At 74.1% G+C, this 22,828-nt stretch carries 17 protein-coding genes and 1 pseudogene; 14 read left to right on the top strand and 4 right to left on the bottom strand.

Features of this window, described 5'->3' with window-relative positions; all coding sequences use genetic code 11:
- The first annotated feature begins 83 nt into the window (after positions 1-83).
- The 3 genes from IE287_RS06400 to IE287_RS06390 all read left to right on the top strand — a co-directional run bounded on the left by IE287_RS06400 (position 84) and on the right by IE287_RS06390 (position 3,416).
- Entirely contained in the window at positions 84-917 is an 834-nt protein-coding gene (locus IE287_RS06400; RefSeq protein WP_189847915.1) for a lysozyme, read from the top strand.
- A 208-nt stretch (positions 918-1,125) separates the two neighbouring features.
- Positions 1,126-2,007, top strand: a complete 882-nt coding sequence (locus tag IE287_RS06395; RefSeq protein WP_189847914.1) for a lytic polysaccharide monooxygenase auxiliary activity family 9 protein — start codon at positions 1,126-1,128, stop codon at positions 2,005-2,007.
- 254 nt (positions 2,008-2,261) lie between these two features.
- A complete protein-coding gene (locus IE287_RS06390) occupies positions 2,262-3,416 on the top strand; it encodes a glutamate--cysteine ligase (RefSeq protein WP_189847913.1) in 1,155 nt (384 codons plus the stop codon).
- Positions 3,417-3,511: 95 nt separating this feature from the next.
- Here IE287_RS06390 and lon read toward each other — a convergent pair whose 3' ends face one another.
- Positions 3,512-5,923, bottom strand: coding sequence for an endopeptidase La (gene lon / locus IE287_RS06385; RefSeq protein WP_189847912.1), 2,412 nt, complete (start codon positions 5,921-5,923; stop codon positions 3,512-3,514).
- 189 nt (positions 5,924-6,112) lie between these two features.
- On the opposite strand from lon, the gene IE287_RS06380 reads away from it, so the two are divergent.
- Positions 6,113-6,733, top strand: coding sequence for a hypothetical protein (locus IE287_RS06380; protein ID WP_189847911.1), 621 nt, complete (start codon positions 6,113-6,115; stop codon positions 6,731-6,733).
- A 522-nt stretch (positions 6,734-7,255) separates the two neighbouring features.
- Here IE287_RS06380 and IE287_RS06375 read toward each other — a convergent pair.
- A complete protein-coding gene (locus IE287_RS06375) occupies positions 7,256-7,945 on the bottom strand; it encodes a TetR/AcrR family transcriptional regulator (RefSeq protein ID WP_189847910.1) in 690 nt (229 codons plus the stop codon).
- 181 nt (positions 7,946-8,126) lie between these two features.
- On the opposite strand from IE287_RS06375, the pseudogene IE287_RS38350 reads away from it, so the two are divergent.
- From IE287_RS38350 to IE287_RS06340, 8 genes and pseudogenes are all read left to right on the top strand, one after another.
- Positions 8,127-9,185, top strand: a pseudogene (locus IE287_RS38350) (glycoside hydrolase family 3 N-terminal domain-containing protein); the annotation flags it as partial.
- On the top strand, positions 9,161-9,883 hold the full coding sequence (locus IE287_RS39280) for a glycoside hydrolase family 3 C-terminal domain-containing protein (protein ID WP_308436856.1): 723 nt from the start codon (positions 9,161-9,163) through the stop codon (positions 9,881-9,883). The pseudogene IE287_RS38350 and the gene IE287_RS39280, both read left to right, overlap by 25 nt.
- Before the next feature lie 187 nt (positions 9,884-10,070).
- A complete protein-coding gene (gene surE / locus IE287_RS06365; RefSeq protein ID WP_308436855.1) occupies positions 10,071-11,345 on the top strand; it encodes a 5'/3'-nucleotidase SurE in 1,275 nt (424 codons plus the stop codon).
- A 162-nt stretch (positions 11,346-11,507) separates the two neighbouring features.
- Complete coding sequence (locus IE287_RS06360; protein ID WP_189847908.1) at positions 11,508-12,191, top strand: spermidine synthase family protein; 684 nt, start codon at positions 11,508-11,510, stop codon at positions 12,189-12,191.
- A 60-nt stretch (positions 12,192-12,251) separates the two neighbouring features.
- On the top strand, positions 12,252-12,986 hold the full coding sequence (locus tag IE287_RS06355; protein WP_189847907.1) for a response regulator transcription factor: 735 nt from the start codon (positions 12,252-12,254) through the stop codon (positions 12,984-12,986).
- Positions 12,983-14,077 carry a HAMP domain-containing sensor histidine kinase gene (locus IE287_RS06350; RefSeq protein WP_189847906.1) on the top strand — a complete coding sequence of 365 codons (1,095 nt, stop codon included), beginning with the start codon at positions 12,983-12,985 and terminating at the stop codon, positions 14,075-14,077. Before IE287_RS06355 ends, IE287_RS06350 begins: the two co-directional genes overlap by 4 nt.
- 269 nt (positions 14,078-14,346) lie before the next feature.
- Entirely contained in the window at positions 14,347-18,144 is a 3,798-nt protein-coding gene (locus IE287_RS06345; protein ID WP_189847905.1) for a multifunctional oxoglutarate decarboxylase/oxoglutarate dehydrogenase thiamine pyrophosphate-binding subunit/dihydrolipoyllysine-residue succinyltransferase subunit, read from the top strand.
- An 86-nt stretch (positions 18,145-18,230) separates the two neighbouring features.
- The gene (locus tag IE287_RS06340) at positions 18,231-18,410 is read left to right on the top strand and encodes a DUF6104 family protein (protein ID WP_014048295.1); all 180 of its coding nucleotides are present in this window, start codon (positions 18,231-18,233) and stop codon (positions 18,408-18,410) included.
- An 85-nt stretch (positions 18,411-18,495) separates the two neighbouring features.
- Here IE287_RS06340 and IE287_RS06335 read toward each other — a convergent pair whose 3' ends face one another.
- Positions 18,496-19,311 (bottom strand): hypothetical protein, encoded by an 816-nt coding sequence (locus tag IE287_RS06335; RefSeq protein ID WP_189847904.1) that lies wholly within the window; start codon positions 19,309-19,311, stop codon positions 18,496-18,498.
- 174 nt (positions 19,312-19,485) lie between these two features.
- Here IE287_RS06335 and IE287_RS06330 point away from each other — a divergent pair, with 174 nt between their 5' ends.
- Positions 19,486-20,472, top strand: coding sequence for a DUF4097 family beta strand repeat-containing protein (locus tag IE287_RS06330; RefSeq protein WP_189848230.1), 987 nt, complete (start codon positions 19,486-19,488; stop codon positions 20,470-20,472).
- Between the two features lies 1 nt (position 20,473).
- A complete protein-coding gene (locus IE287_RS06325) occupies positions 20,474-21,391 on the top strand; it encodes a PadR family transcriptional regulator (protein ID WP_189847903.1) in 918 nt (305 codons plus the stop codon).
- Positions 21,392-21,409: 18 nt separating this feature from the next.
- On the opposite strand, the gene IE287_RS06320 is transcribed toward IE287_RS06325, so the two are convergent.
- Entirely contained in the window at positions 21,410-22,819 is a 1,410-nt protein-coding gene (locus IE287_RS06320) for a cellulase family glycosylhydrolase (RefSeq protein ID WP_189848229.1), read from the bottom strand.
- Positions 22,820-22,828 lie beyond the last annotated feature (9 nt).

The following is a 22,828-nucleotide window of genomic DNA, read 5'->3' as shown; positions in this document are numbered from 1 at the left end:
CGTCGGTCTACGTGCGTAGAGTCGCCGTCGAGCACGTGACTGACATGTCCACACCACCCCCACGACCCCTCGGGAGTCACGCCATGCGTGTGCGCAGATCCGTCTCCACCCCCCTGCTCGCCACCCTCGCCGCCACCGCCCTCGTCCTGCCCCTGGCGGGCCAGGCCGGCGCCGCCGACCCGGACGCCCGCGCCGCCGCCCCCGCCCGCGGCTCCGCCCACATGGGCATGGGCGTCCTGAAGCACGACGGGAGGGGCGCGGCCCCCTCCGGCGGCGCCTCGGCCCTCGCCACCTGGACGGAGGGCGTGGACGTCTCCAGCCACCAGGGAAACGTCGCCTGGTCCACGCTGTGGAACAGCGGCGTGAAGTGGGCCTACGTGAAGGCCACGGAGGGCACGTACTACAAGAACACCTCCTTCACGCAGCAGTACAACGGCTCGTACAACGTCGGCATGATCCGGGGCACGTACCACTTCGCCACCCCGGACACGACCACCGGCACCGCCCAGGCCGACTACTTCGTCAACAACGGCGGCGGCTGGTCGAAGGACGGCAGGACCCTGCCCGGCGTCCTCGACGTCGAGTGGAACCCGTACGGCGCCACCTGCTACGGCAAGACGCAGTCCGGGATGGTCACCTGGATCCGCGACTTCCTCAGCCGCTACAAGGCCCGCACCGGCCGCGACGCCGTCATCTACACGGCGACCAGCTGGTGGAAGCAGTGCACCGGCAACTACTCCGGCTTCGCCTCCACCAACCCGCTGTGGATCGCGCGGTACGCCGCCGAGGTCGGTGAACTCCCCTCCGGCTGGCCGTACTACACGATGTGGCAGTACACCTCGACCGGCCCGACGGTCGGCGACCACAACCACTTCAACGGCGACCTCTCGCGGGTCCAGGCGCTCGCGAACGGCTGACGCCGGCGCGGAGGACGGCGGTCCCGGGGGTGCGGCGGCACCCCCGGGACCGCCGTTTCGCGTGGTCGGCGGCTTTTTCCGCCCACCCCCTTGCCCATTGGTATGGACCAATGCGAGTCTCTACCCCGGTCGCCCGGGGTTCAACTTCCGGGTGCCCCGCGCGCGTTGCTCGTTCCGTACTCCCCCACGCACGAGAGAGAGCCCCCGCATGCCGTCCACCCGCCGTACCGCCGCCGGCGTCGCCGCCCTGTCCGCAGCCGCCGCCCTCGTCGGCCTCACCCCGACCACCGCCGCCGCCCACGGAGCCGTCTTCAACCCCGTGAGCCGCGTGGCGGCCTGTTACGCCGAAGGCCCCGAGAGCCCCGACTCGCAGGTCTGCAAGGACCTCGTCGCCGACTCCGGCACCCAGCCGCTCTACGACTGGAACGAGGTGAACATCGCCAACGCGGACGGCAACCACAAGGCCCTCATCCCCGACGGCAAGCTCTGCTCGGCCAACCGCGCGAAGTACCGGGCCCTCGACTGGGCGCGCACCGACTGGCCCGCCACCGCCGTCTCCGCCGGCGCCTTCGACTTCAGGATCCGCGCCACGGCCGCCCACTCCGGCACCATGACGATGTACGTCACCAAGGCCGGCTTCGACCCCACCCAGCCGCTGAAGTGGTCCGACCTCGACGCCACCCCGGTCGCGGTGTACAACACCACCCGCACCGCCACCGACGGCTACTACGCCTTCACCGGCAACCTGCCGGCCCGCTCCGGCCGCCACGTCGTCTACATGGTGTGGCAGCGCAACGACAGCCCCGAGGCGTTCTACAGCTGCTCGGACGTCACCTTCGGCACCGCCGCCGCGGCCACGGCCGCCAAGGCCGAGGCGCCCACCGAGGCCGAACTCGCCGCCGGTGCCGAGCTGTCCACGGTGAGCCACGCGGGCCACGGCGGCGACGAGCAGCCGCCGGCGCTCTCCGCCGAGGCCGCCGCGGCCCCGGACTCCCCGCTGCCGATGGCCCTGGCCGGCGCGGGCGCGCTCGCCGTCTTCGGCGCGGGCAGCCTGCTCCTGGGCCGCCGCCGCGACTCCTCCGCCTCCTAGGGCCGCCCCCTAGGGCCGGAGGACGGCGGGAGGAGGAGGGCCGGGCGGGGGCCCCGCCCACCCCTCCGGCGGCCCCCTGGGAACCCGCCCCTCCCCTCCCGCCCGCCTCGCCCCCCGGACCTCGCTCCGGGGGGCGATTTCGCGCCATCCCCCCGGGGACGGGTGGAAGCCGGGACGTTCGTGGACAGCCTTGGAGAAAGCTCGTTCGCACGGCCGTCAGCGCACCACCGTCCGCCCGTGAAGGAGAGCGCTCCATGCGGAACCAGCAGCGGTGGGTCTACCACCGCGGGGAAGGGCCGCGCACGTTCGGGGTGGAGGAGGAGCTCCTCCTGGTCGACCCCGAGACAGGACACCCCCAACCCCTCGCCGGCACCGTCACCGAGATCGCCGCCTGGCACGCCGGCGCCGGGCCGCGGACCGAGGGCCCGGAGCCGGCGAAGCCCGAGTTGTACGCAGAGCAGCTGGAGATCGGCACCGCCCCCTGCACCACCACCCCGCAGCTCGCCGACCAGCTGCGCCGGGCCCGGCTCGCCGCCTCTGCGGCCGCGGCGGAGGCCGGCGTGGCGGTCGCGGCGCTCGCGACCGCGCCCGTGGACTTCGGCCCGCCGCTGCTCACCCCGGACGACCGCTACCGGCGGATCCAGGACCGGTACGCGCACCTGGTCGACGAGGAGTTCGCCTGCGCCTGCCACGTCCACGTCCACCTCACCTCGCCCGAGGAGGGCGTGGGCGTGCTCGACCGGATCCGGCCGTGGCTCGCCCCGCTCCTCGCCCTCAGCGCCAACTCCCCCTACTTCCAGGGCGTCGACACCGGCTACGCGAGCTGGCGCCACCAGCTCTGGCAGCGCTGGCCGATGTCGGGTCCCAGCGAGCTGTACGGGGACGTGGCGGCGTACGAACGGACCACCAGCGAGATGCTCGCCAGCGAGGTGCCGCTCGACGGCCACATGGTCTACTTCGACGCCCGCCTCTCCCCCAGCTATCCGACGGTGGAGATCCGGGTCGGCGACGTCTGCCTCGACGTGGAGGACACCGTCCTGCTCGCGGTGCTGAGCCGCGCCCTGGTGGAGACCGCGGCCCGGGAGTGGCGCCGCGGGGGGCTGCCCGACCCGGTGTCGACGGTGGTGCTGCGGCTCGCCGCCTGGCGGGCCAGCCGGTACGGGCTCGGCGGGGAGCTGCTCGACCCGCGGAGCTGGCGGCCCGCCCCCGCCGGCGAGGTGCTGTTCGCCCTGCTCGGCCACGTGCGCCCCGCCCTGGAGGACGCGGGCGACCGGGAGCGCGCCGAGGCGGGGGTGGAGCGGCTGCTCGCCCGGGGCACCGGAGCGGACCTCCAGCGCGCCGCCCACGCCGGCGACCCGTCCCTCGCCTCGGTGATCGTCGAGGCCGTGAGGCGGACGACCCCGGCCTGAGGGACCCGGCCGGTCCGACGCCGAAGCCCCCGGTACGCGTGCGTACCGGGGGCTTCGGCCCACGGGCGAAGCGGGCGGGACCGCTCGGGTCCGGGTCAGGCGGCCGCCGCCACCGGGACCTGCGCCGGGGCCAGGGCGATCTCCAGCACCTGGCGGACGTCGGTCACCGGGTGGACCTCCAGCTTCTCCAGGACCTCGGCCGGGACGTCGTCCAGGTCGGCCTCGTTCCGCTTGGGGATGACCACCGTGGTGATCCCGGCCCGGTGCGCGGCGAGCAGCTTCTGCTTCACCCCGCCGATGGGCAGCACCCGGCCGGTGAGGGAGACCTCGCCGGTCATGGCCACGTCGGTGCGGACGAGACGGCCGCTGAGCAGCGAGGCCAGCGCGGTCGTCATGGTGATGCCCGCGCTCGGGCCGTCCTTCGGGACCGCGCCCGCCGGGAAGTGGATGTGCACGCCCCGGTCCTTCAGGCCGGTGACGGGCAGCTCCAGCTCCGCGCCGTGCGAGCGGAGGAAGGAGAGCGCGATCTGCGCGGACTCCTTCATCACGTCGCCCAGCTGGCCGGTGAGGGTCAGACCGGCGGCGCCCGTCTCGGGGTCGGCGAGGGAGGCCTCGACGAAGAGGACGTCGCCGCCCGCGCCGGTCACCGCGAGGCCGGTGGCCACGCCGGGGACCGCGGTGCGCCGCTCGGCCGGGTCCTGGGCGGACTCGGGCACGTGGTGCGGACGTCCGATGAGGCCCCGCAGGTCCTCGGGCGTGATGGTGAACGGCAGCTCGCGGTCGCCGAGTTCGTGCTGGGCCGCGACCTTGCGGAGCAGCCGGGCGACGGCCCGCTCCAGGGTGCGGACGCCGGCCTCCCGGGTGTACTCGCCGGCCAGCTTGCGCAGGGCGGCCTCGTCGAGGGTCACCTCGTCGGCGCCCAGGCCGGCCCGCTCCAGCTGCCGGGGCAGCAGGTGGTCCCGGGCGATGACGACCTTCTCGTCCTCGGTGTAGCCGTCGAGGCGGACCAGCTCCATGCGGTCCAGGAGCGCCTCGGGGATGGCTTCGAGCACGTTGGCGGTGGCGAGGAACACCACGTCGCTGAGGTCGAGTTCGACCTCCAGGTAGTGGTCGCGGAAGGTGTGGTTCTGCGCCGGGTCGAGGACTTCGAGGAGGGCCGCGGCGGGGTCGCCGCGGAAGTCGGAGCCGACCTTGTCGATCTCGTCGAGGAGGACGACCGGGTTCATCGAACCGGCCTCCTTGATCGCGCGGACGATCCGGCCGGGCAGCGCGCCCACGTAGGTCCGGCGGTGGCCGCGGATCTCGGCCTCGTCCCGGACGCCGCCGAGGGCGACGCGCACGAACTTCCGGCCCATCGCGTGGGCGACGGACTCGCCGAGGGAGGTCTTGCCGACGCCGGGCGGGCCGACGAGGGCGAGCACGGCGCCGCCGCGCCGTCCGCCGACGACCCCGAGCCCTCGCTCGGAGCGCCGCTTGCGCACGGCCAGGTACTCGGTGATGCGCTCCTTCACGTCCTCCAGGCCGGCGTGCTCGGCGTCCAGGACGGACTTGGCGCCCTGGATGTCGTACCGGTCCTCGGTCCGCTCGTTCCACGGCAGTTCGAGGACGGTGTCGAGCCAGGTCCTGATCCAGGAGCCCTCGGGCGACTGGTCGCTGGACCGCTCCAGCTTGTCGACCTCCTTGAGCGCGGCCTCGCGGACGGACCCGGGCAGGTCGGCGGCCTCCACGCGGGCGCGGTAGTCGTCGGACTCCTCGCCGTCCTTCTCGCCGTTGAGCTCGCGCAGCTCCTTGCGGACCGCTTCGAGCTGGCGGCGCAGGAGGAACTCGCGCTGCTGCTTGTCGACGCCTTCCTGGACGTCCTTGGCGATGGTCTCGGCGACGTCCTGCTCGGCGAGGTGCTCGCGGAGCTGGGCGGCGGCGAGCCTGAGGCGGGCGACCGGGTCGGCGGTCTCCAGGAGCGCGACCTTCTGCTCGACGGTGAGGAAGGGCGAGTAGCCGGAGTTGTCGGCGAGCGCGCCGACCCCGTCGATCTGCTGCACCCGGTCGACGACCTGCCAGGCGCCGCGCTTCTTCAGCCAGCTGGTGGCGAGCGCCTTGTACTCCTTGACCAGCTCGGCGACGGATCCGGGCAGCGGGTCGGGCACGGTCTCCTCGACCACGGTCCCCTCGACCCAGAGCGCCCCGCCGGGACCGGTGGTGCCGGCCCCGATCCGCACCCGCCCGATCCCCCGGATCAGCGCGCCCGGGTCCCCGTCCGCCAGCCGCCCGACCTGCTCGACGATCCCGAGCACACCGGTCCCGGCGTACGTCCCGTCCACCCGCGGCACCAGCAGCACCCGCGGCTTCCCGCCCGCGCCCCGTGCGGCGGCCTGGGCCGCCTCCACGGCGGCCCGCACGTCGTTGTCCGACAGGTCCAGCGGCACGACCATCCCGGGCAGTACGACCTCGTCGTCGAGCGGCAGCACGGGCAGAGTGAGCGGCACGGACGGCTTGGACTCAGAAGCCATGATCTCCCCTTCGGCAGTCAAGTTGAGCTATGCCGACTCAATGCACCTGAGCGCGTGAATGTTCCCCGGGGTGTGTTCGCTCTGAGCGATCAGGGGCGGACGCCGGGTGCGGGGGCGGGATCGCCGCACCCGGCGGCGAGTGTCGCGTTCCGGCTGCGCCGGGGCGCGGGGGCGGGCATGCTTCGGCGCATGGAGAGGCGTGCGGAGCGGCGGAGCGGGCGGGCGTGGGGCGCGGTCCCCGCGGTGGTGGCGGCGCTGGTCGTCGGGGTGGGCGGGTGCGCCGACGCCGACGCCCCGGCCGCGCCGGACGGACCCCGGGGCGGCGGCACGGCGAGCGGCCCGGCCGCGCCCGGCGCGGACCCGGGACCCGCCACGGAGCCGGCGCCGGCGACGACCGCCACCCCGTCACCGGCCACGCCGGCGACGACCGCCACCCCTTCCGAAGGGGCGACCGGGGCACCCCGGTCGGGGGCCGTGCTCGTCGAGGTCGTGGTGAACGGCGGCTACGCCGGGGTGACCAACCGGCTCGTGGTGCACGAGGACGGGAGCTGGACCGTGCGGTCCCGGGACCAGGAGTCGCGCGGCGGACGGATGACCGCCGCCGGACTGGCCGGGCTGCGCGCCGCGCTGGAGGACCCCGCCTACGCGCGCGTGCCGGAGCGTCCGTCCGGCCGGCCGGTCGCCGACGGGTTCCGGTACTTCGTGACCCACGACCACCGGCTCGTCGTCGCGGGCGACGGCGACCGGCCGGCCGCCCTCCAGCGCGTCTTCGACGCCCTCCCCGAGGGCGGCCCGCCGACCTCCCCGTGACCCCGTCCGCGCCGCCGTGAACCGCGCGGGGCCCGCCACGCGAGGGAGAGGGCGTGGGACCGCCACGCCCCGAGGGGACGATCCGGCCGACGGCGACGCGCTGCCGCTCGGCGCCACGGGGGTGCCGCCGGCCGCGCGGCCGTACGCCTCCCGGGGCCGGCCCGCGCTCGCCCCGCCGCTCGCGGAGGCGGTGGAGGCGGGGGGACACGACGGGTCGCGTCGGGCACGTGGTGGTGCGGTGGCGGCCGACGGCGCCCCACGCGGAGCGGACGACGGACACCGGCCCCGCGGTCGCCGAACGGCTCGTCCCCGCCCCGCCCGGCTACTGCCACGAGGCCCCGGCGCCCGGGCGCGCCTGGAGCGGCTGCGGGCGAAACCGCCGGCCGAGCGGCGCGCCCGCCTCGCCCGGTACCCCGCGGCGAACGGCCGCCGTCCCGGCGAGGCGCCCGTCCCGTGAGGCCCTGCCCGCGCTCGCGCGCGGGGACGGCCCGTCCGCCCTGCGCGGCCCCCGGCCGAAAAGGGCTAGGCCGGACCGGCGGGGAAAGGGGCGGCCCGGCCCCCGGCCGGGGTCCCGCCCTCCGTCGCGCGGATCGCCTCGTACTGGCGCCGGAGGAAGTCCCGTACCCGTGCGGGCATGTCCAGGGAGTCGGGGTCCAGGGCCCACTGGATCTGGAGGCCGTCCATGACGGCCAGGTACTCCCGGGCGACGGCCGGACAGTCGACGTCGGGGCGGAGCTCGCCGCGCCGGACCGCGTCCTCCAGGCGCTCGACGCCGTGCGCGAGCACGCGCGCGTACCGCCGCCTGAAGTACTCGTGGGCGGGGTGGCCGACGTTCCCGGACTCGCCGACGAGGACGTTGAACATGCGGACGATGCCGGGGCGCCGGGTGTTCTCCTCGATCAGCTCCACCAGGGCGTCGAGGTAGGCCGCGTACGTCTCCTGTTCGACGCCGAGGAGCCGTGCGACGTCGTGTTCCTCGCTCTGTGCCAGGACGGACAGGAGCAGGTCCTCCTTGCTGCGGAAGTGGTGCAGCAGGCCGCCCTGGGTGATGCCGCAGTCATGGGCGATGCGGGCGAGGGAGGAGGCGTGGAACCCCCACTTCCCGAAGTGGTCGACGGCGGTGTCCAGGATCAGCCGACGGCGGGCCTCCCCCACGGCATAGCTGCCGCGACCTGCGGTTTTGGCGGTCGCGGTGACCTTCTTCTCCGGCATGCGGCCACCTTAGTCCCGCCCGGGAACCCACCCTCCGGCCTGTGATCCGGCTCACATGCAACAAACCTACTACCCACTCGGTTTTCGCGCTTAGCCTGTGCCCGTCGACGACGGCGGCGCTCCCGGAGACCCGTCCGCGCGGCCCTCGGCCGCCGGGTCACGAAAGGCAGGTACGGACGCGATGCACCCCTCTCAGGACGCCGGCCGCCCCGTGGACGAGCGGGTCGAGGACCTCCTCGCCCGGATGCCCCCGGAGGAGAAGGCCGGGCACCTCTTCCCCGCGATCCTGACGATGAACGCGGACGGCACGCCGGTCACCGAACCCGGCGACACGGTCCGGCCCACCGCCCCGGAGCTGATCGCCGGCCGGGGCCTCACCCCCTTCGACCTCCTCGGCGGCCACGACGCCCGCGCCACGGCCCGGTGGCACGACGCGGTCCAGGAGATCGCGGCGGACACCCGCCTCGGGATCCCGGTCAGCCTCTCCACCGACCCGCGCCACGCCTTCACCGACAACATCGGCGCGTCCTTCGGCGCGGGCCCCTTCTCCGCCTGGCCCGAGGCGCTCGGACTCGCCGCGGTGCGCGACCCGGAGCTGGTGTTCCGCTTCGCCGACACGGTCCGCCGCGAGTACCTCTCCGCCGGCTTCCGGACCGCGCTCCACCCGCAGATCGACCTCGCGACCGAACCCCGCCGGTCCCGCCGGTCCGGCACCTTCGGCTCCGACGCGAAGCCGACCGGCGAACCGGTGGAGGCGTACGCGCGCGGCCTCCAGGGCGAGAGGCTCGGCCCGGACTCGGTGGCCGCGATGGTCGAGCACTTCCCCGGCGGCGGCCCGCAGGAGGACGGCGAGGACCCGCACTTCCCGCACGGCAAGGAGCAGGTCCACCCGGGCGGCATGCGCGACCACCACCTGGAGCCCTCCCGGGCCGCGATCGCCGCCGGCTGCTCGCAGATGATGCCGTACTACGGGCAGCCGGTCGGGACCGACCGGGAGGAGGTCGGCTTCGGCTTCGACAAGGGCGTCGTCACCGGCCTGCTCCGCGAGGAGCCGGGCTTCGACGGCATCGTCTGCACCGACCGGGGCCTGCTCACCGACTCGGTGATCCTCGGCGAGCCGCACGAGGCCCGCGCCTGGGGCGTCGAGCACCCGGGCGTCGCCGAGCGGGCCGCGAAGGCGCTCGACGCCGGCGTGGACCAGTCCGGCGGCGAGCAGTGCCCCGGGGTGATCGTGGAGCTGATGGCCTCCGGCCGGGTCCCCGAGGCCAGGATCGACGCCTCCGTGCGGCGCCTGCTGCGCGAGAAGTTCCTGCTCGGCCTCTTCGACGAGCGCCGGTACGCGGACCCCGACGAGGCCGCCGAGACCGTCGGCCGCGCCGACTTCGCCGCCGCCGGAGCCGCCGCCCGGCGCCGCTCCCTCACCATCCCCACCCGCGGCCCCCTGCCGCTCGCCGGCGCCCCCCGGCCGTACGCCGACGGGGTCGACCCGGCGGCGGCCGCGGCCTACGGCGAGGTCGTCGCCGCACCGGCCGGGGCCGACCTCGCGGTCCTCCGCCTCCGCACCCCGCACCCCGCGCCCCGCACGAGGAGCGCCCCAACCGCTTCGAGTCCCTCTTCCACTCCGGTTCGCTCGCCTTCGCGGAGCCGGAGCTCGGCCGGATCCTCGGCCCGCTCGCCACCGTGCCCACGGTGGTCTGCGTCCACCTCGAACGCCCCGCCGTCCTCCCGGAGATCGCGGAGCACGCCGCCGCCCTCCTCGCCGACTACGGCGCGTCCGACGAGGCCGTCCTCGACGCCGTCTTCGGCCGCGCCCGTCCCCAGGGGCGCCTCCCCTTCGAGCTGCCCCGCTCGATGGAAGCGGTCCGCGCGGCCCGGCCGGACGTGCCGAACGACACGGCGGACCCGGTCTTCCCGCACGGCCACGGCCTGGAGCTCTGACCACCGGGCCACCGCTCCGCGCGCCGGGCCACCGACCTCCCACCCGGGCCACCGCCCTCCACCCCGGACCACCGACCCCCCACCCGGGCCACCGCCCTCCACCCCGGACCACCGACCCCCCACCCGGGCCACCGCCCTCCACCCCGGACCTCCGCCCTCCGCCCTCCACCCCGGAGCTTCGGCCGACATGACGGAGTCCGGGCTCCGGCCGGCGTGCCGGGGCCCCGATGACGGGCCCCCGGGCCACGCCGTCGGATCCGGTGCCCGTCCCCCGGACCGCGGGGATCCTGACGACCCCGCGCGATCCGGGGCCCGCCCGTGGGGGGCCTGGCCCCGGACCTCCTCCCTGCCTGTCATGCTCATGAAAGGACGTACCGCCATGCGCCACACCCTCGCGCTGACCGCAGCAGCGGCCGCACTCGCCGGCCTGGGCGCCACCGCCTTCGCCGCCGCCCCCGCGCCCACGCCCGCCGCGGAGCGGGCGCACCCCGCGTCGCGCCCGCTCGCCGGCCTGCGGATCCTCCTCTCCAACGACGACTCCATGCAGGCCGCCCGGGCGAACAACTCCGACGGTCTCGGGCTGTACGAGCTCCGCCGGGCGATGTGCGCCGCGGGCGCGGACGTCGTCGTGATGGCCCCCTGGCAGGTGCAGTCCGGCAAGGGCACGGCCGTGACCAACGGCGGCGTCCTGAACGCCCAGCGCCGCACCGCGCTGCCCGCCGGGTACGAGGCCGACTGCGCGGACGCCCCGTCCGGCGGCGCCGTCTTCGGCGTGTGCCTCGGCGAGGGAGGCTGCGCGCCCGACTCCCCGAGCGCGACCCCCGCGGACACGGTGAAGCTGGCCCTGCGCGGCGGCCTGGCGGCGAAGGCGGGCTGGAAGGGCGCCCCCGACCTGGTCCTGACCGGCATCAACTCGGGCCCGAACATCGCCGCGAGCGTCAACGACTCGGGCACCGTCGGCGCGGCCGTCGCCGCGATCGACCAGGAGGTCCCGGCGATCGCCTTCTCGTCCTCGGGCGACGAGAGCCGGCTGTCCTTCCCGCGCGGGAACTACCGGGCGCACGCCGAGTTCGGCGCGCGCCTCGTCGCGGGCCTCAGGGAGCGCGGGCTGCTGACCTCCGCCTTCGCCCTCAAGGTCGACTACCCGGACGTCAGCGCCGGCCGGGCGGCGAAGGCCCCGGTGTGGACCAGGGTCGGGGACGGGGCGGTCGCCTACCACGCGTACGAGCGGCGGGGGTCGGGCGACGCCTTCGACATCGTCCTCGGCCTGTGCGAGGGGGGCGAGAGCGAGGGCGAGTGCGCCGAGAGCAGGAAGGACGCCGACTCCACCTGGCTGCTGGGCAAGGGCCACGTGACCATCGCCCCGATCACCTGGGACCGCACCTACGGCACGCCGGTCGAGGCCGCGCGCGAGCTGAAGGCGGTGCGGCGGTACGTGGAGCGCGAGGCTCCGCGTCCGTGACGACCGCCGGGGCCTCAGGGTGACCCCGTGACTCCATGACGTGTTGTCCCGGCCGCCCGCGCTCGGCGAGGATGGCCGGGACGACAGCCGCCGGACACCACCGACGCCGCCGACGCCTCCGACGACGCCGATGCCGGCCGACGAGACACGGAGCGACCGACCATGAACAGTCCCGTCACCCTCGACCGCCGCGAGGGGCCCCACGGCGAGGTCGTCCTGCGGCGCCGGGACGCCGGGGACCGCACCGACTTCGAGATCATCGCCAACGGCACCTTCCTGATGGACACCTCCGACGGGCGCTCCGAGCGGCTGCTCGTGGACGTGGCCATGGGCGCACTGCCCGAGCGGGCCCGGGCCGGCGCCGCCGTCCTGATCGGGGGGCTCGGCGTCGGCTTCTCCCTGGCGCACGCCGCCGCCGACCCCCGCTGGGGGCGGATCGCGGTGGTCGAGCGGGAGGACGCCATCATCGACTGGCACCGGAGCGGCCCGCTCGCCCGGCTCTCCGGCGCCGCCCTCGCCGACGAGAGGACCGTGATCCTGCACACGGACCTGGTGGCGTACCTGGAGACCTCCACCGACACGTACGACGCGCTCTGCCTGGACATCGACAACGGCCCGGGCTGGACGGTCACCGAGGACAACGAATCCCTTTACGGGGCAAGGGGTTTGGCGTCCTGCGCGGCTCGGCTGAAGCCCGGCGGGGTGCTGGCCGTGTGGTCGGCGCGTCCGTCCGGCGATTTCGAAGAGTCCTTGCGGAATGCCGGATTCAGCGGGGTACGGACGGAAGAGATCCCGGTTGCCCGGGGCGTCCCCGACGTGGTCCACCTCGGCATCCGGCCTGCGTAGCCGGGACGCCACCGGTACCTCTAGGCTGCTGCACCGACATCGGCGACGCGAGGCGGGGCAATGGAGCAGACACACACCACTCACCAGGGTGCGGCCACTCCGGGGGCCCAGCGGCGCGTCCTGGTCGTCGAGGACGACGCGACGATCGTGGAGGCGATCTCCGCCCGGCTGCGCGCGGAGGGCTTCCTCGTCCAGACCGCCACCGACGGCCCGGCGGCCGTGGAGGCGGCCGACGCCTGGCAGCCGGACCTCATGATCCTCGACGTGATGCTGCCCGGCTTCGACGGCCTGGAGGTCTGCCGCCGGGTGCAGGCGCAGCGGCCGGTGCCGGTGCTCATGCTCACCGCCCGGGACGACGAGACGGACATGCTGGTCGGTCTGGGCGTCGGCGCCGACGACTACATGACGAAGCCCTTCTCCATGCGCGAGCTGGCCGCCCGGGTGCACGTGCTGCTGCGCCGGGTGGAGCGGGCCGCGCTCGCCGCCGTGACCCCGCGCAGCGGGATCCTGCGCCTGGGCGAGCTGGAGATCGACCACGCCCAGCGCCGGGTCCGGGTGCGGACCGAGGACGTGCACCTGACGCCGACCGAGTTCGACCTGCTGGTCTGTCTGGCCAACACCCCGCGCGCGGTGCTCTCCCGGGAGCAGCTGCTGGCCGAAGTGTGGGACTGGGCGGACGCCTCGGGCACCCGGACCGTGGACAGCCACATCAAGGCGCTGCGCCGGAAGATCGGAGCCGAGCGGATCCGCACGGTGCACGGGGTCGGCTACGCGCTGGAGAGCCCGGCGTCGTGAACCGGCCGGGGCGGCGCACCGGACGGGCCCGGCGCCGGATCGTGATCTCGATCAAGACGAAGCTGGGCGCGCTGGTCGTCGGCGCGGTGCTGCTGACCTCGTGCCTGGCGCTGGTGGCGATCCGCACCTCCACCGAGTTCCGTTACATCACGATCTTCGCGATGATCGCGACGCTGCTGATCACGCAGTTCGTGGCGCAGTCGCTGACGGCGCCGCTGGACGAGATGAACACGGTGGCGGGGTCGATCTCGCGCGGCGACTTCTCGCGGCGGGTGCGGGGCGCGGACCGGCGCGACGAGCTGGGCGACCTGGCCTCGACGATCAACCGCATGGCGGACGACCTGGAGGCCGTGGACCGGCACCGCAAGGAGCTGGTCGCCAACGTCTCGCACGAGCTGCGCACGCCGATCGCGGCGCTGCGGGCGGTGCTGGAGAACGTGGTCGACGGGGTCTCGGAGGCCGATCCGGAGACGATGCGCTCGGCGCTGAAGCAGACCGAGCGACTGGGCCGGCTGGTGGAGACGCTCCTCGACCTGTCGCGGCTCGACAACGGTGTCGTACAGCTCCGGGCGCGCCGTTTCGAGGTGTGGCCCTACCTCTCCGGGGTGCTGCGGGAGGCGAACCTGGCCGCCGCGCAGCGCGGGCTGCCGTCCACCTCGGGCCTGCACCGGCGGACGGACGTGCACCTGCACCTGGACGTGTCGCCGTCCGACCTGACGGCCCACGCGGACGTGGAGCGGCTGCACCAGGTGATGGCGAACCTGATCGACAACGCCGTGAAGCACTCCCCGCCGCACGGGCGCGTGACGGTGCGGGCCCGGCGCGGTCCGTACCCGGAGTCGCTGGAGCTGGTGGTCCAGGACGAGGGTCCCGGCATCCCCGAGCAGGAGCGGCACAAGGTCTTCGAGCGCTTCAACCGGGGTACGGCCCCGGACCGGCAGGGGCCGGGGAGCGACGGCGGCACCGGTCTGGGGCTCGCCATCGCCCGCTGGGCGGTGGATCTCCACGGTGGCGGAATCGGCGTGGCCGAATCCTCACGCGGATGCCGCATCCGCGTCACCCTTCCGGGCAGCCTTCCCCTGCGCGATTGACGTAGGGTTCGAACCGGAAGCGAACGTTCTGCGTGAACAAGGGCAGGACGTGGTCAGGGATGCGGCCGAAGACGGCCGTAGCCGTGCTTTTCCGTACCCTCACACCTGGGGAACCTGGCTTGTTTCCCGCCATTCACGGCGTCGAAACACCTCGTCAAGTGTGACTTGCGCGACGTTGGAGTACCTGGCCTGCACGTCCCGGCCGGACAGGCGTAGCCTTTATTTCCGCTGTCCATCACCTTGCGAAGCGGAAGAGGGCGGTTGCCGCCGTGTCGTCTCAGTCCCCCAGTACCCCGAGCTCCCCGGCCGACCAAGACGGGCGTGGCGTGAGCCCCGCAGCCGCCTTCGGTGCCAACGAGTGGCTCGTCGACGAGATCTACCAGCAGTACCTCCAGGACCCGAATTCGGTCGATCGTGCCTGGTGGGACTTCTTCGCCGACTACAAGCCGGGTGCGGCGGAGACCCCGTCCGCCCCGGCCGCCACCACCACGACCGCGCCCCCGGCGCCGCAGGCGGGCCCCGCACAGGCCGCGCCTGCCGCTCCGACCGCCGCCGTCCCGGCTCCGGCCCAGGCCCCCGCCGCCCCGGCCCCCGCGCCCGCCGCGGCTCCGGCGAAGCCCGCCGCGGCCGCTCCGGCCGCCGTGAAGCCGGCCCCGGCCGCCGCCGCCCCGGCGCCCGCCAAGGCCGCCGAGGCGCCCGCCGGCCCCGAGCTGATCACGCTCCGCGGCCCGGCCGCCGCCGTCGCGAAGAACATGAACGCCTCGCTGGAGGTGCCGACGGCCACGTCCGTCCGCGCCGTCCCGGTGAAGCTGCTCTTCGACAACCGGATCGTCATCAACAACCACCTGAAGCGCGCCCGGGGCGGGAAGATCTCCTTCACCCACCTCATCGGCTACGCCATGGTGCAGGCGATCAAGGCCATGCCGTCGATGAACTACTCCTTCGCGGAGAAGGACGGCAAGCCGACCCTGGTCAAGCCGGAGCACGTGAACTTCGGCCTCGCCATCGACCTGGTGAAGCCGAACGGCGACCGCCAGCTCGTCGTCGCGGGCATCAAGAAGGCCGAGACGCTCAACTTCTTCGAGTTCTGGCAGGCGTACGAGGACATCGTCAAGCGCGCCCGCGTGGGCAAGCTGACGATGGAGGACTTCTCCGGCGTCACCGTCTCCCTGACCAACCCCGGCGGCCTCGGCACGGTCCACTCCGTGCCGCGTCTGATGCCCGGACAGTCGGTCATCATGGGCGTCGGCTCGATGGACTACCCGGCCGAGTTCCAGGGCACCTCCCAGGACACCCTGAACAAGCTGGGCATCTCCAAGGTCATGACCCTGACCTCGACCTACGACCACCGGGTCATCCAGGGCGCCGCCTCCGGCGAGTTCCTGCGGATCGTCGCGAACCTCCTCCTCGGCGAGGGCGAGTTCTACGACGAGATCTTCAAGTCGCTGCGGATCCCCTACGAGCCGGTCCGCTGGCTCAAGGACATCGACGCCTCGCACGACGACGACGTCACCAAGGCCGCCCGCGTCTTCGAGCTCATCCACTCCTACCGGGTCCGCGGCCACGTCATGGCCGACACCGACCCGCTGGAGTACAAGCAGCGCAAGCACCCCGACCTGGACATCACCGAGCACGGCCTCACCCTGTGGGACCTGGAGCGGGAGTTCGCGGTCGGCGGCTTCGCCGGCAAGTCGATGATGAAGCTCCGCGACATCCTCGGCGTCCTGCGCGACTCGTACTGCCGCACCACCGGCATCGAGTTCATGCACATCCAGGACCCGAAGCAGCGCAAGTGGATCCAGGACCGCGTCGAGCGTCCCCACGCGCGCGTGGAGCGCGAGGAGCAGCTCCGCATCCTCCGCCGCCTGAACGCGGCCGAGGCCTTCGAGACCTTCCTGCAGACGAAGTACGTCGGCCAGAAGCGCTTCTCCCTGGAGGGCGGCGAGTCCGTCATCCCGCTGCTCGACGCGGTCATCGACTCCGCCGCCGAGTCCCGCCTGGACGAGGTCGTCATCGGCATGGCCCACCGCGGCCGCCTCAACGTCCTCGCGAACATCGTGGGCAAGTCGTACGCGCAGATCTTCCGCGAGTTCGAGGGCAACCTCGACCCGAAGTCGATGCACGGCTCCGGCGACGTCAAGTACCACCTGGGCGCCGAGGGCACCTTCACCGGTCTCGACGGCGAGGAGATCAAGGTCTCCCTGGTCGCCAACCCCTCCCACCTGGAGGCGGTCGACCCGGTCCTGGAGGGTGTCGTCCGCGCCAAGCAGGACGTCATCAACAAGGGCGGCACGGACTTCACCGTCCTGCCGGTCGCCCTCCACGGCGACGCGGCCTTCGCGGGCCAGGGCGTGGTGGCCGAGACCCTGAACATGTCGCAGCTGCGCGGCTACCGCACCGGCGGCACGGTCCACATCGTCATCAACAACCAGGTCGGCTTCACGGCGGCTCCCGAGTCGTCCCGCTCCTCCATGTACGCCACCGACGTGGCCCGCATGATCGAGGCGCCGATCTTCCACGTGAACGGCGACGACCCGGAGGCCGTGGTCCGCGTGGCGCGGCTCGCCTTCGAGTTCCGCCAGACGTTCAACAAGGACGTCGTGATCGACCTCATCTGCTACCGCCGCCGCGGTCACAACGAGGGCGACAACCCGTCGTTCACCAACCCGCAGATGTACAACCTGATCGACAAGAAGCGTTCGGTGCGCAAGCTGTACACCGAGTCGCTCATCGGTCGCGGCGACATCACCCTGGAAGAGGCGGAGCAGTCGCTCCAGGACTTCCAGGGCCAGCTGGAGAAGGTCTTCGCGGAGGTCCGCGAGGCCACCGCCGCCCCGGCGGCGACGACCGTCCCGGACGCCCGGGCCGAGTTCCCGGTCGCCGTCACCACCGCGGTCTCCCAGGAGGTCGTGAAGCGGATCGCCGACTCGCAGACCAACATCCCCGAGCGGATCACGGTCCACTCGCGTCTGCTGCCGCAGCTCCAGCGCCGCGCGGCCTCGATCGACGACGGCACCATCGACTGGGGCTTCGGCGAGACCCTCGCCATCGGCTCCCTGCTGATGGAGGGCACCCCGGTCCGCCTGTCGGGCCAGGACACGCGCCGCGGCACCTTCGGCCAGCGCCACGCGGTCCTGGTCGACCAGGAGACCGGCGAGGACTACACCCCGCTGCTCTACCTGGCCGAGGACCAGGCCCACTTCAACGTCTACGACTCGCTCCTCAGCGAGTACGCGGCGATGGGCTTCGAGTACGGCTACTCGCTGGCCCGCCCGAGCTCCCTGGTGGTCTGGGAGGCGCAGTTCGGCGACTTCGTCAACGGCGCCCAGACCGTCGTCGACGAGTTCATCTCCTCGGCCGAGCAGAAGTGGGGCCAGACCTCCGGCGTCACGCTGCTCCTGCCGCACGGCTACGAGGGCCAGGGCCCGGACCACTCGTCCGCCCGCCCGGAGCGCTTCCTCCAGATGTGCGCCCAGGACAACATGACGGTGGCCATGCCCACGCTGCCGTCGAACTACTTCCACCTCCTGCGCTGGCAGGTGCACAACCCGCACCACAAGCCGCTCATCGTCTTCACCCCGAAGTCGATGCTGCGCCTGAAGGCCGCGGCGTCCAAGGTGGAGGAGTTCACCACCGGCGGCTTCCGCCCGGTGATCGGCGACTCGACCGCCGACCCGGCCGCCGTCCGCAAGGTCGTCTTCTGCGCCGGCAAGGTCTACTACGACCTGGAGGCCGAGCGTCAGAAGCGCGGCGACACGGAGACCGCGATCATCCGTCTGGAGCGCCTGTACCCGGTGCCGGGTGCCGAGCTCCAGGCCGAGATCGCCAAGTACCCGAACGCGGCGAAGTACATCTGGGCGCAGGAGGAGCCGGCGAACCAGGGTGCGTGGCCGTTCATCGCGCTCAACCTGATCGACCACCTCGACCTGGCGGTCGGCGCGGACATCCCGGCGGGCGAGCGCCTGCGCCGGATCTCCCGTCCGCACTCCTCGTCCCCGGCGGTCGGCTCGGCCAAGCGCCACCAGGCGGAGCAACAGCAGCTGGTCAACGAGGTCTTCGACGCCTGACGGCGCCGGAACCCCGTCCGGAGGCCCGGCACCCCAGGTGGGGTGCCGGGCCTCCGGCGTGTCCGGGCGGGCCTATCCTGGACGGCATGTACTTCACCGACCGTGGCATCGAGGAACTGGAGAAGCGGCGCGGCGAGGAGGAGGTCACCTTCGAGTGGCTCGCCGAGCAGCTGCGGACCTTCGTCGATCTCAACCCCGACTTCGAGGTGCCGGTCGAGCGCCTCGCGACCTGGCTGGCCCGCCTCGACGACGACGAAGACGAGTAGCGCCGAGTGGCGCCGAGCGGCACCGGCCGCGACGCCCGAGGCCCCCTCCCGTGCGGGAGGGGGCCTCGGGCGTTCCCGTCGCGGGTCAGTGCGCGCGCAGCCGGTCGTAGGCGAGGCCGAGGGCGCCGTGGGCGACGAGGAGGGCTCCCGCCGCCGTCCAGCCGCCGCTGCGGCGGCCGATGCCCCACAGCAGCACGGGGACGCCCGCGGCGAGCTGGGCGCCGCCCAGGAGGCGGGCCCGGGGACCGCGTACGTACGGCCCGACGGGTCCCTCCTCCACGGCGTCGAGCTCGGCCCTGACGGCGTCGCGCCACCCCGGCCACGCGAGCTGCTCGGCGCCGGCGCCGAGGGCCGCCGCCCGGAGCCGGTCGGGGGTCTCGCCGGGTTCGATGCCGGCGGGCAGGCCGAGGCCGGTGCGGGTGAGGACGGCGACGAGGCCGAGGAGCCGGGTGCGGGCGTCGGCCTCGGGGTCGGGCAGGGTGAGCGGCTCCAGGGCCTGCACGTCGAGGACGGGGTCGAGGGCGAGGCGGTCGGCGAGGGTCCGGACGGCCTCGTCCTCGCCGGCCGGGGTGCCGTCCGCGAGCCAGGTGTAGCCGACGGTGCGGCGGAAGCCGGCGGCCAGGGTGGTGCCGGCGCGGTCGCCGTCCCACCAGAGGGCGAGGACGGGCCAGGTGGCGGCCGAGACGGCGAGGGCGGTGGCCCAGCCGGTGACGACCCGCTCGACCGGCTCCCCGCCGTCCTGCCAGGGCTTCCCCTCCGGTACGAGGACGCTCCACCCGGCCCCGGCGGGGGCGAGGAGCAGGGGCTCCCGGAGGAGCTGGGCGGGCGGACGGACCGCGGACGGGTCGGCTCGGCACAGCAGCAGCGCCCCGGCGGGGCTCGGTCCGGATGTCGCGTTCATGGGCCCTACGCTAGGCCAGTTTGTCCGCGTAAAGGGTTTTTCGCTCCGACCCTGTCAGGGAGGAATCAGGGTTGACTCCGCCCCACCGCGATATATCGTGAGTTCCGAAGTCGCGATATGTTGCGTCATCAGGCGCCGCTCGACGAGAGCTTCGAGAAACGGGAGGTCAGCACCATGACCGAGTGGTCCGTCACCGAGCCGGTGAAACTCGCGCCCGCCGATCCCGTGACACGGCTGCGCATCCGCGTCGTGGGCGGCGCGGTGAACGTGGTGGGCACCGACGAGAGCACGGCCCGGGTGGAGATCACGGAGATCGAGGGCCCGCCCCTGATCGTCACCCAGGAGGGCTCCACCCTGACCGTGACCTACGAGGACCTGCACTGGAAGGGCATCCTCGGGTGGATCGACGGCAGGGCCCAGCGGCGGCGGCGGGCGGTCGTCTCGGTCGCCGTCCCGGCCGGCGCCGAGGTCGAGGTGGGGGCGGTCTCCGCGGACACGGTGGTCTCCGGCCTGCGGGGCCGCGCCGAGGTGCGCGGGGTGACCGGCTCGACCACGCTCGTGGGACTCTCCGGCCCGGTCCGCGCCGAGACCGTCTCGGGGGCCGTGGAGGCGCAGTCGGTGACCGGCGCGCTGCGGGTCGGCTCGGTGACCGGTGACGTGACGGTGATCGAGGGCTCCGGCTCGGCGGTACGGGCGGAGACGGTCAGCGGGGACATGGTCCTGGACCTGGACCCGGCACCGGCCGGGGCCCCGCCGGCCGACATCCGCCTCACCAGCGTCTCCGGCGAGGTCGCCGTCCGGCTGCCGCACCCGGCGGACGCCCGGGTCGAGGCGAGCACCACCAGCGGCGCGGTGTCGAACGCCTTCGAGGACCTGCGGGTGGGCGGCGAGTGGGGCACCAAGTCCATCACCGGGACGCTCGGCGCCGGCAGCGGCACCCTCAAGGCGACCACGGTCTCCGGCTCGATCGCCCTCCTCCGCCGTCCCGAGCCCGCCGAGGCCCCGGAGTCCGGGTCCGCCACCGGGCCCTCCGGCCCGTCCCCGGACTCCGGCCCGTCCCCGGACTCCGGCACGGACGCCGGCTCCGGCACGACCGGCGCCACCGGGCCCTCGACCGGCCCCGCCGACCCCTCCGCCCCCGCGTCCGGAAAGGTGCTCTGACATGTCCCCCGTCTTCGCGCACGGCCGTCTCCGCCTCTACCTGCTCAAGCTGCTCGACGAGGCCCCCCGCCACGGCTACGAGGTGATCCGTCTCCTGGAGGAGCGTTTCCAGGGGCTGTACGCCCCCTCCGCCGGCACCGTCTACCCCCGGCTGGCCAAGCTGGAGGCCGAGGGGCTCGTCACCCACACCAGCGAGGGCGGCCGGAAGGTCTACTCGCTCACCGACGCGGGCCGCGCCGAGCTGGCGGGGCGCGAGGCCGAACTCGACGCCCTGGAGCGGGAGATCCGGGACTCCGTCTCGGAGCTGGCCGCCGAGATCCGCGAGGACGTGCGGGGCGCGGCGGGCCGGGTGCGCAGCGAGATGCGGGCGGCGGCGAACCGGACGCGGACCACGGGCGCCGGACCCTTCGCCGACGCCAAGGAGGAGCTGGGCAGGGCCAGGCGGGAGTGGAAGGAGCAGGCCCGGCAGGCGAAGGAGGAGGCCCGCTCGGCGAAGCTCCAGGCGAAGGAGTTCCAGCGGATCGCCCAGCAGGTGCAGGACGAGGTCCAGAGCCGCTTCGCCAAGGGCGAGTGGCCGCAGACCGTCTGGGAGGGCCTGTCCGGGATCACCGCCCAGCTGGGCGACCTCGTCTCGGGCCACCCCAAGGCCCGCGCCGGAGCGGGCGCCGATCCGGCCGCCTCCGGGGCGGAGACCACCGCGGGGCCGGCGGCCGAGGCGCCCGCCTGGGCGCGGGAGACGACCGGGTCGGGCGAGCCGGCCCGGGATCTGGACCGGCTCCTCGACCGCTTCCGGGACGAGGTCCGGGACGCGGCCCGCGACCACGGGGTGACGGACGCCCAGCTCGCGGAGGCCCGCCACCACCTGGCCGCGGCGGCGACCCGCATCACCGGTCTGCTGCACCGCCGTTCGGACGTCTGAGCGGCGCCCGCCGCCGCGTCAGGGACGCGCGCCGGACGCCCGGGTCACCGTGACGGTGACCCGGGCGTCCGGCGCTGCGAGGACGCGGGCCCTGCCGCGGTCCCGGTCGCGCAGCACGAGGGCCCCTCGGGCCGTGACCTTCCAGTCGCCGGAGGGCAGCGCCAGTTCGGTGACGCGGGAGCCGCGGCGCCCGGCGGCCTCGTACTCCAGGCGGTAGACGCCGGCGGCCGGGTCGTACGCGGCGGAGCGCACCCGGCCGGCGACGGCCTCCGCGTACGGCTCGGCGGTCAGCTCCTTGTTGGCGCGGAAGGCGCCGGTGGCGTCGACGGCGCAGTAGCCGCCGCCGTAGCACCACTCCCAGCCGGTCCAGCCGGAGCCGTACCGGCCGAGCGAGGCCATCGCCTCGCGGTAGAAGCGGTTCATGTTCGGGAGGGAGTTGTTGAGCGGCCCCCACTCCCCGACGACCACCGGGACCTTGTACTCCTCGGGGTAGCGGGTGACCGCCGCCTCGTAGTTCTCGATCCAGCGGGCCGCGGGGTCGTAGTCGCCGCCGACCTCCATGGCGCTGTTGTAGAAGTGCGGGGCGTAGACGACCTTCGGGTCGTCGATCCGGCCGAGGCCGGTCGGTACGCCCTCGCCCACGATCGGGGTCGGCTCGACGAAGATCCAGGAGTCCCGGTCGACCGACCGGATCGCGTCCGCGATCCGGTTGTACATCGGCGTGATCTGCTCCCGCTCGATGCGCCGGGCGGCGGTCGCCAGATCCTCCCCCTCGCGCAGTTCGCCCATCGGCTCGTTGATCAGGTCGTAGCCGAGCACGGCCGGGTGGTCCTCGAAGCGGTCGGCGAGCACCCGCCACATGCGGGCCTGGGCGCGCCGCAGGTCCTCGTCCTCGTAGAGGTGGGTGAAGGCGCGCTGGACGGCGGGCTCGAAGTACTCGGAGAACCAGTCCTCGGGGTGCGGGGTGAAGGGCAGTCCGTCGGTCCTGGTGGCCCAGGCGGGAATGCCCCGGTGGTCGAAGGCGGGACCGAAGACGTCCTGGTGGGCGTCGAGGATCACCTTGACGTCGTGTGCGGCCGCCCAGTCCAGGACCCGCTCGACCGTGCGGAGGTAGCGGTGGCTGTACTGCCCGGGGCGGGGCTCCAGGTCGTCCCAGAAGACCAGCAGACGGGCCGTGTTGAAGCCCTTGGCCCGCATGTCCCGGAAGTGCTTCTCGGTGACGGAGGAGAGGGCGGCGTCACCGCTGTGCGCCTTGTCCCCGACGTTCCAGCCGCGCAGCGTGAGGACGCGGCCCCGGGAGTCGGTGAGGGCGGGGATGCGGTCCCCGCCGGTGCCGCGGTCCGCGCGGACGGCGGCACCGGCGGAGGGGGCGAGCGCGGCGAGCAGGGAGAGGGCGACGGCGGTCGCCGGGAGCGTGGTGCGCGACAAGCGGGACAC

Source organism: Streptomyces omiyaensis (genome assembly GCF_014650895.1).
In the GTDB taxonomy this organism is placed as follows: Bacteria; Actinomycetota; Actinomycetes; order Streptomycetales; family Streptomycetaceae; genus Streptomyces; species Streptomyces omiyaensis.
The sequence above is the reverse complement of the archived record's forward strand: the minus strand, read 5'-3'. Positions and strand labels throughout refer to the sequence as shown.

What these genes read in the sequence shown, in the direction of transcription:
- IE287_RS06400 (WP_189847915.1), top strand. Translation starts at nt 84, where the DNA reads ATGCGTGTGCGCAGATCCGTCTCCACCCCCCTGCTCGCCACCCTCGCC.
- IE287_RS06395 (WP_189847914.1), top strand. Translation starts at nt 1,126, where the DNA reads ATGCCGTCCACCCGCCGTACCGCCGCCGGCGTCGCCGCCCTGTCCGCA.
- IE287_RS06390 (WP_189847913.1), top strand. Translation starts at nt 2,262, where the DNA reads ATGCGGAACCAGCAGCGGTGGGTCTACCACCGCGGGGAAGGGCCGCGC.
- lon (WP_189847912.1), bottom strand. Translation starts at nt 5,923, where the DNA reads ATGGCTTCTGAGTCCAAGCCGTCCGTGCCGCTCACTCTGCCCGTGCTG.
- IE287_RS06380 (WP_189847911.1), top strand. Translation starts at nt 6,113, where the DNA reads ATGGAGAGGCGTGCGGAGCGGCGGAGCGGGCGGGCGTGGGGCGCGGTC.
- IE287_RS06375 (WP_189847910.1), bottom strand. Translation starts at nt 7,945, where the DNA reads ATGCCGGAGAAGAAGGTCACCGCGACCGCCAAAACCGCAGGTCGCGGC.
- surE (WP_308436855.1), top strand. Translation starts at nt 10,071, where the DNA reads ATGACGGAGTCCGGGCTCCGGCCGGCGTGCCGGGGCCCCGATGACGGG.
- IE287_RS06360 (WP_189847908.1), top strand. Translation starts at nt 11,508, where the DNA reads ATGAACAGTCCCGTCACCCTCGACCGCCGCGAGGGGCCCCACGGCGAG.
- IE287_RS06355 (WP_189847907.1), top strand. Translation starts at nt 12,252, where the DNA reads ATGGAGCAGACACACACCACTCACCAGGGTGCGGCCACTCCGGGGGCC.
- IE287_RS06340 (WP_014048295.1), top strand. Translation starts at nt 18,231, where the DNA reads ATGTACTTCACCGACCGTGGCATCGAGGAACTGGAGAAGCGGCGCGGC.
- IE287_RS06335 (WP_189847904.1), bottom strand. Translation starts at nt 19,311, where the DNA reads ATGAACGCGACATCCGGACCGAGCCCCGCCGGGGCGCTGCTGCTGTGC.
- IE287_RS06330 (WP_189848230.1), top strand. Translation starts at nt 19,486, where the DNA reads ATGACCGAGTGGTCCGTCACCGAGCCGGTGAAACTCGCGCCCGCCGAT.
- IE287_RS06325 (WP_189847903.1), top strand. Translation starts at nt 20,474, where the DNA reads ATGTCCCCCGTCTTCGCGCACGGCCGTCTCCGCCTCTACCTGCTCAAG.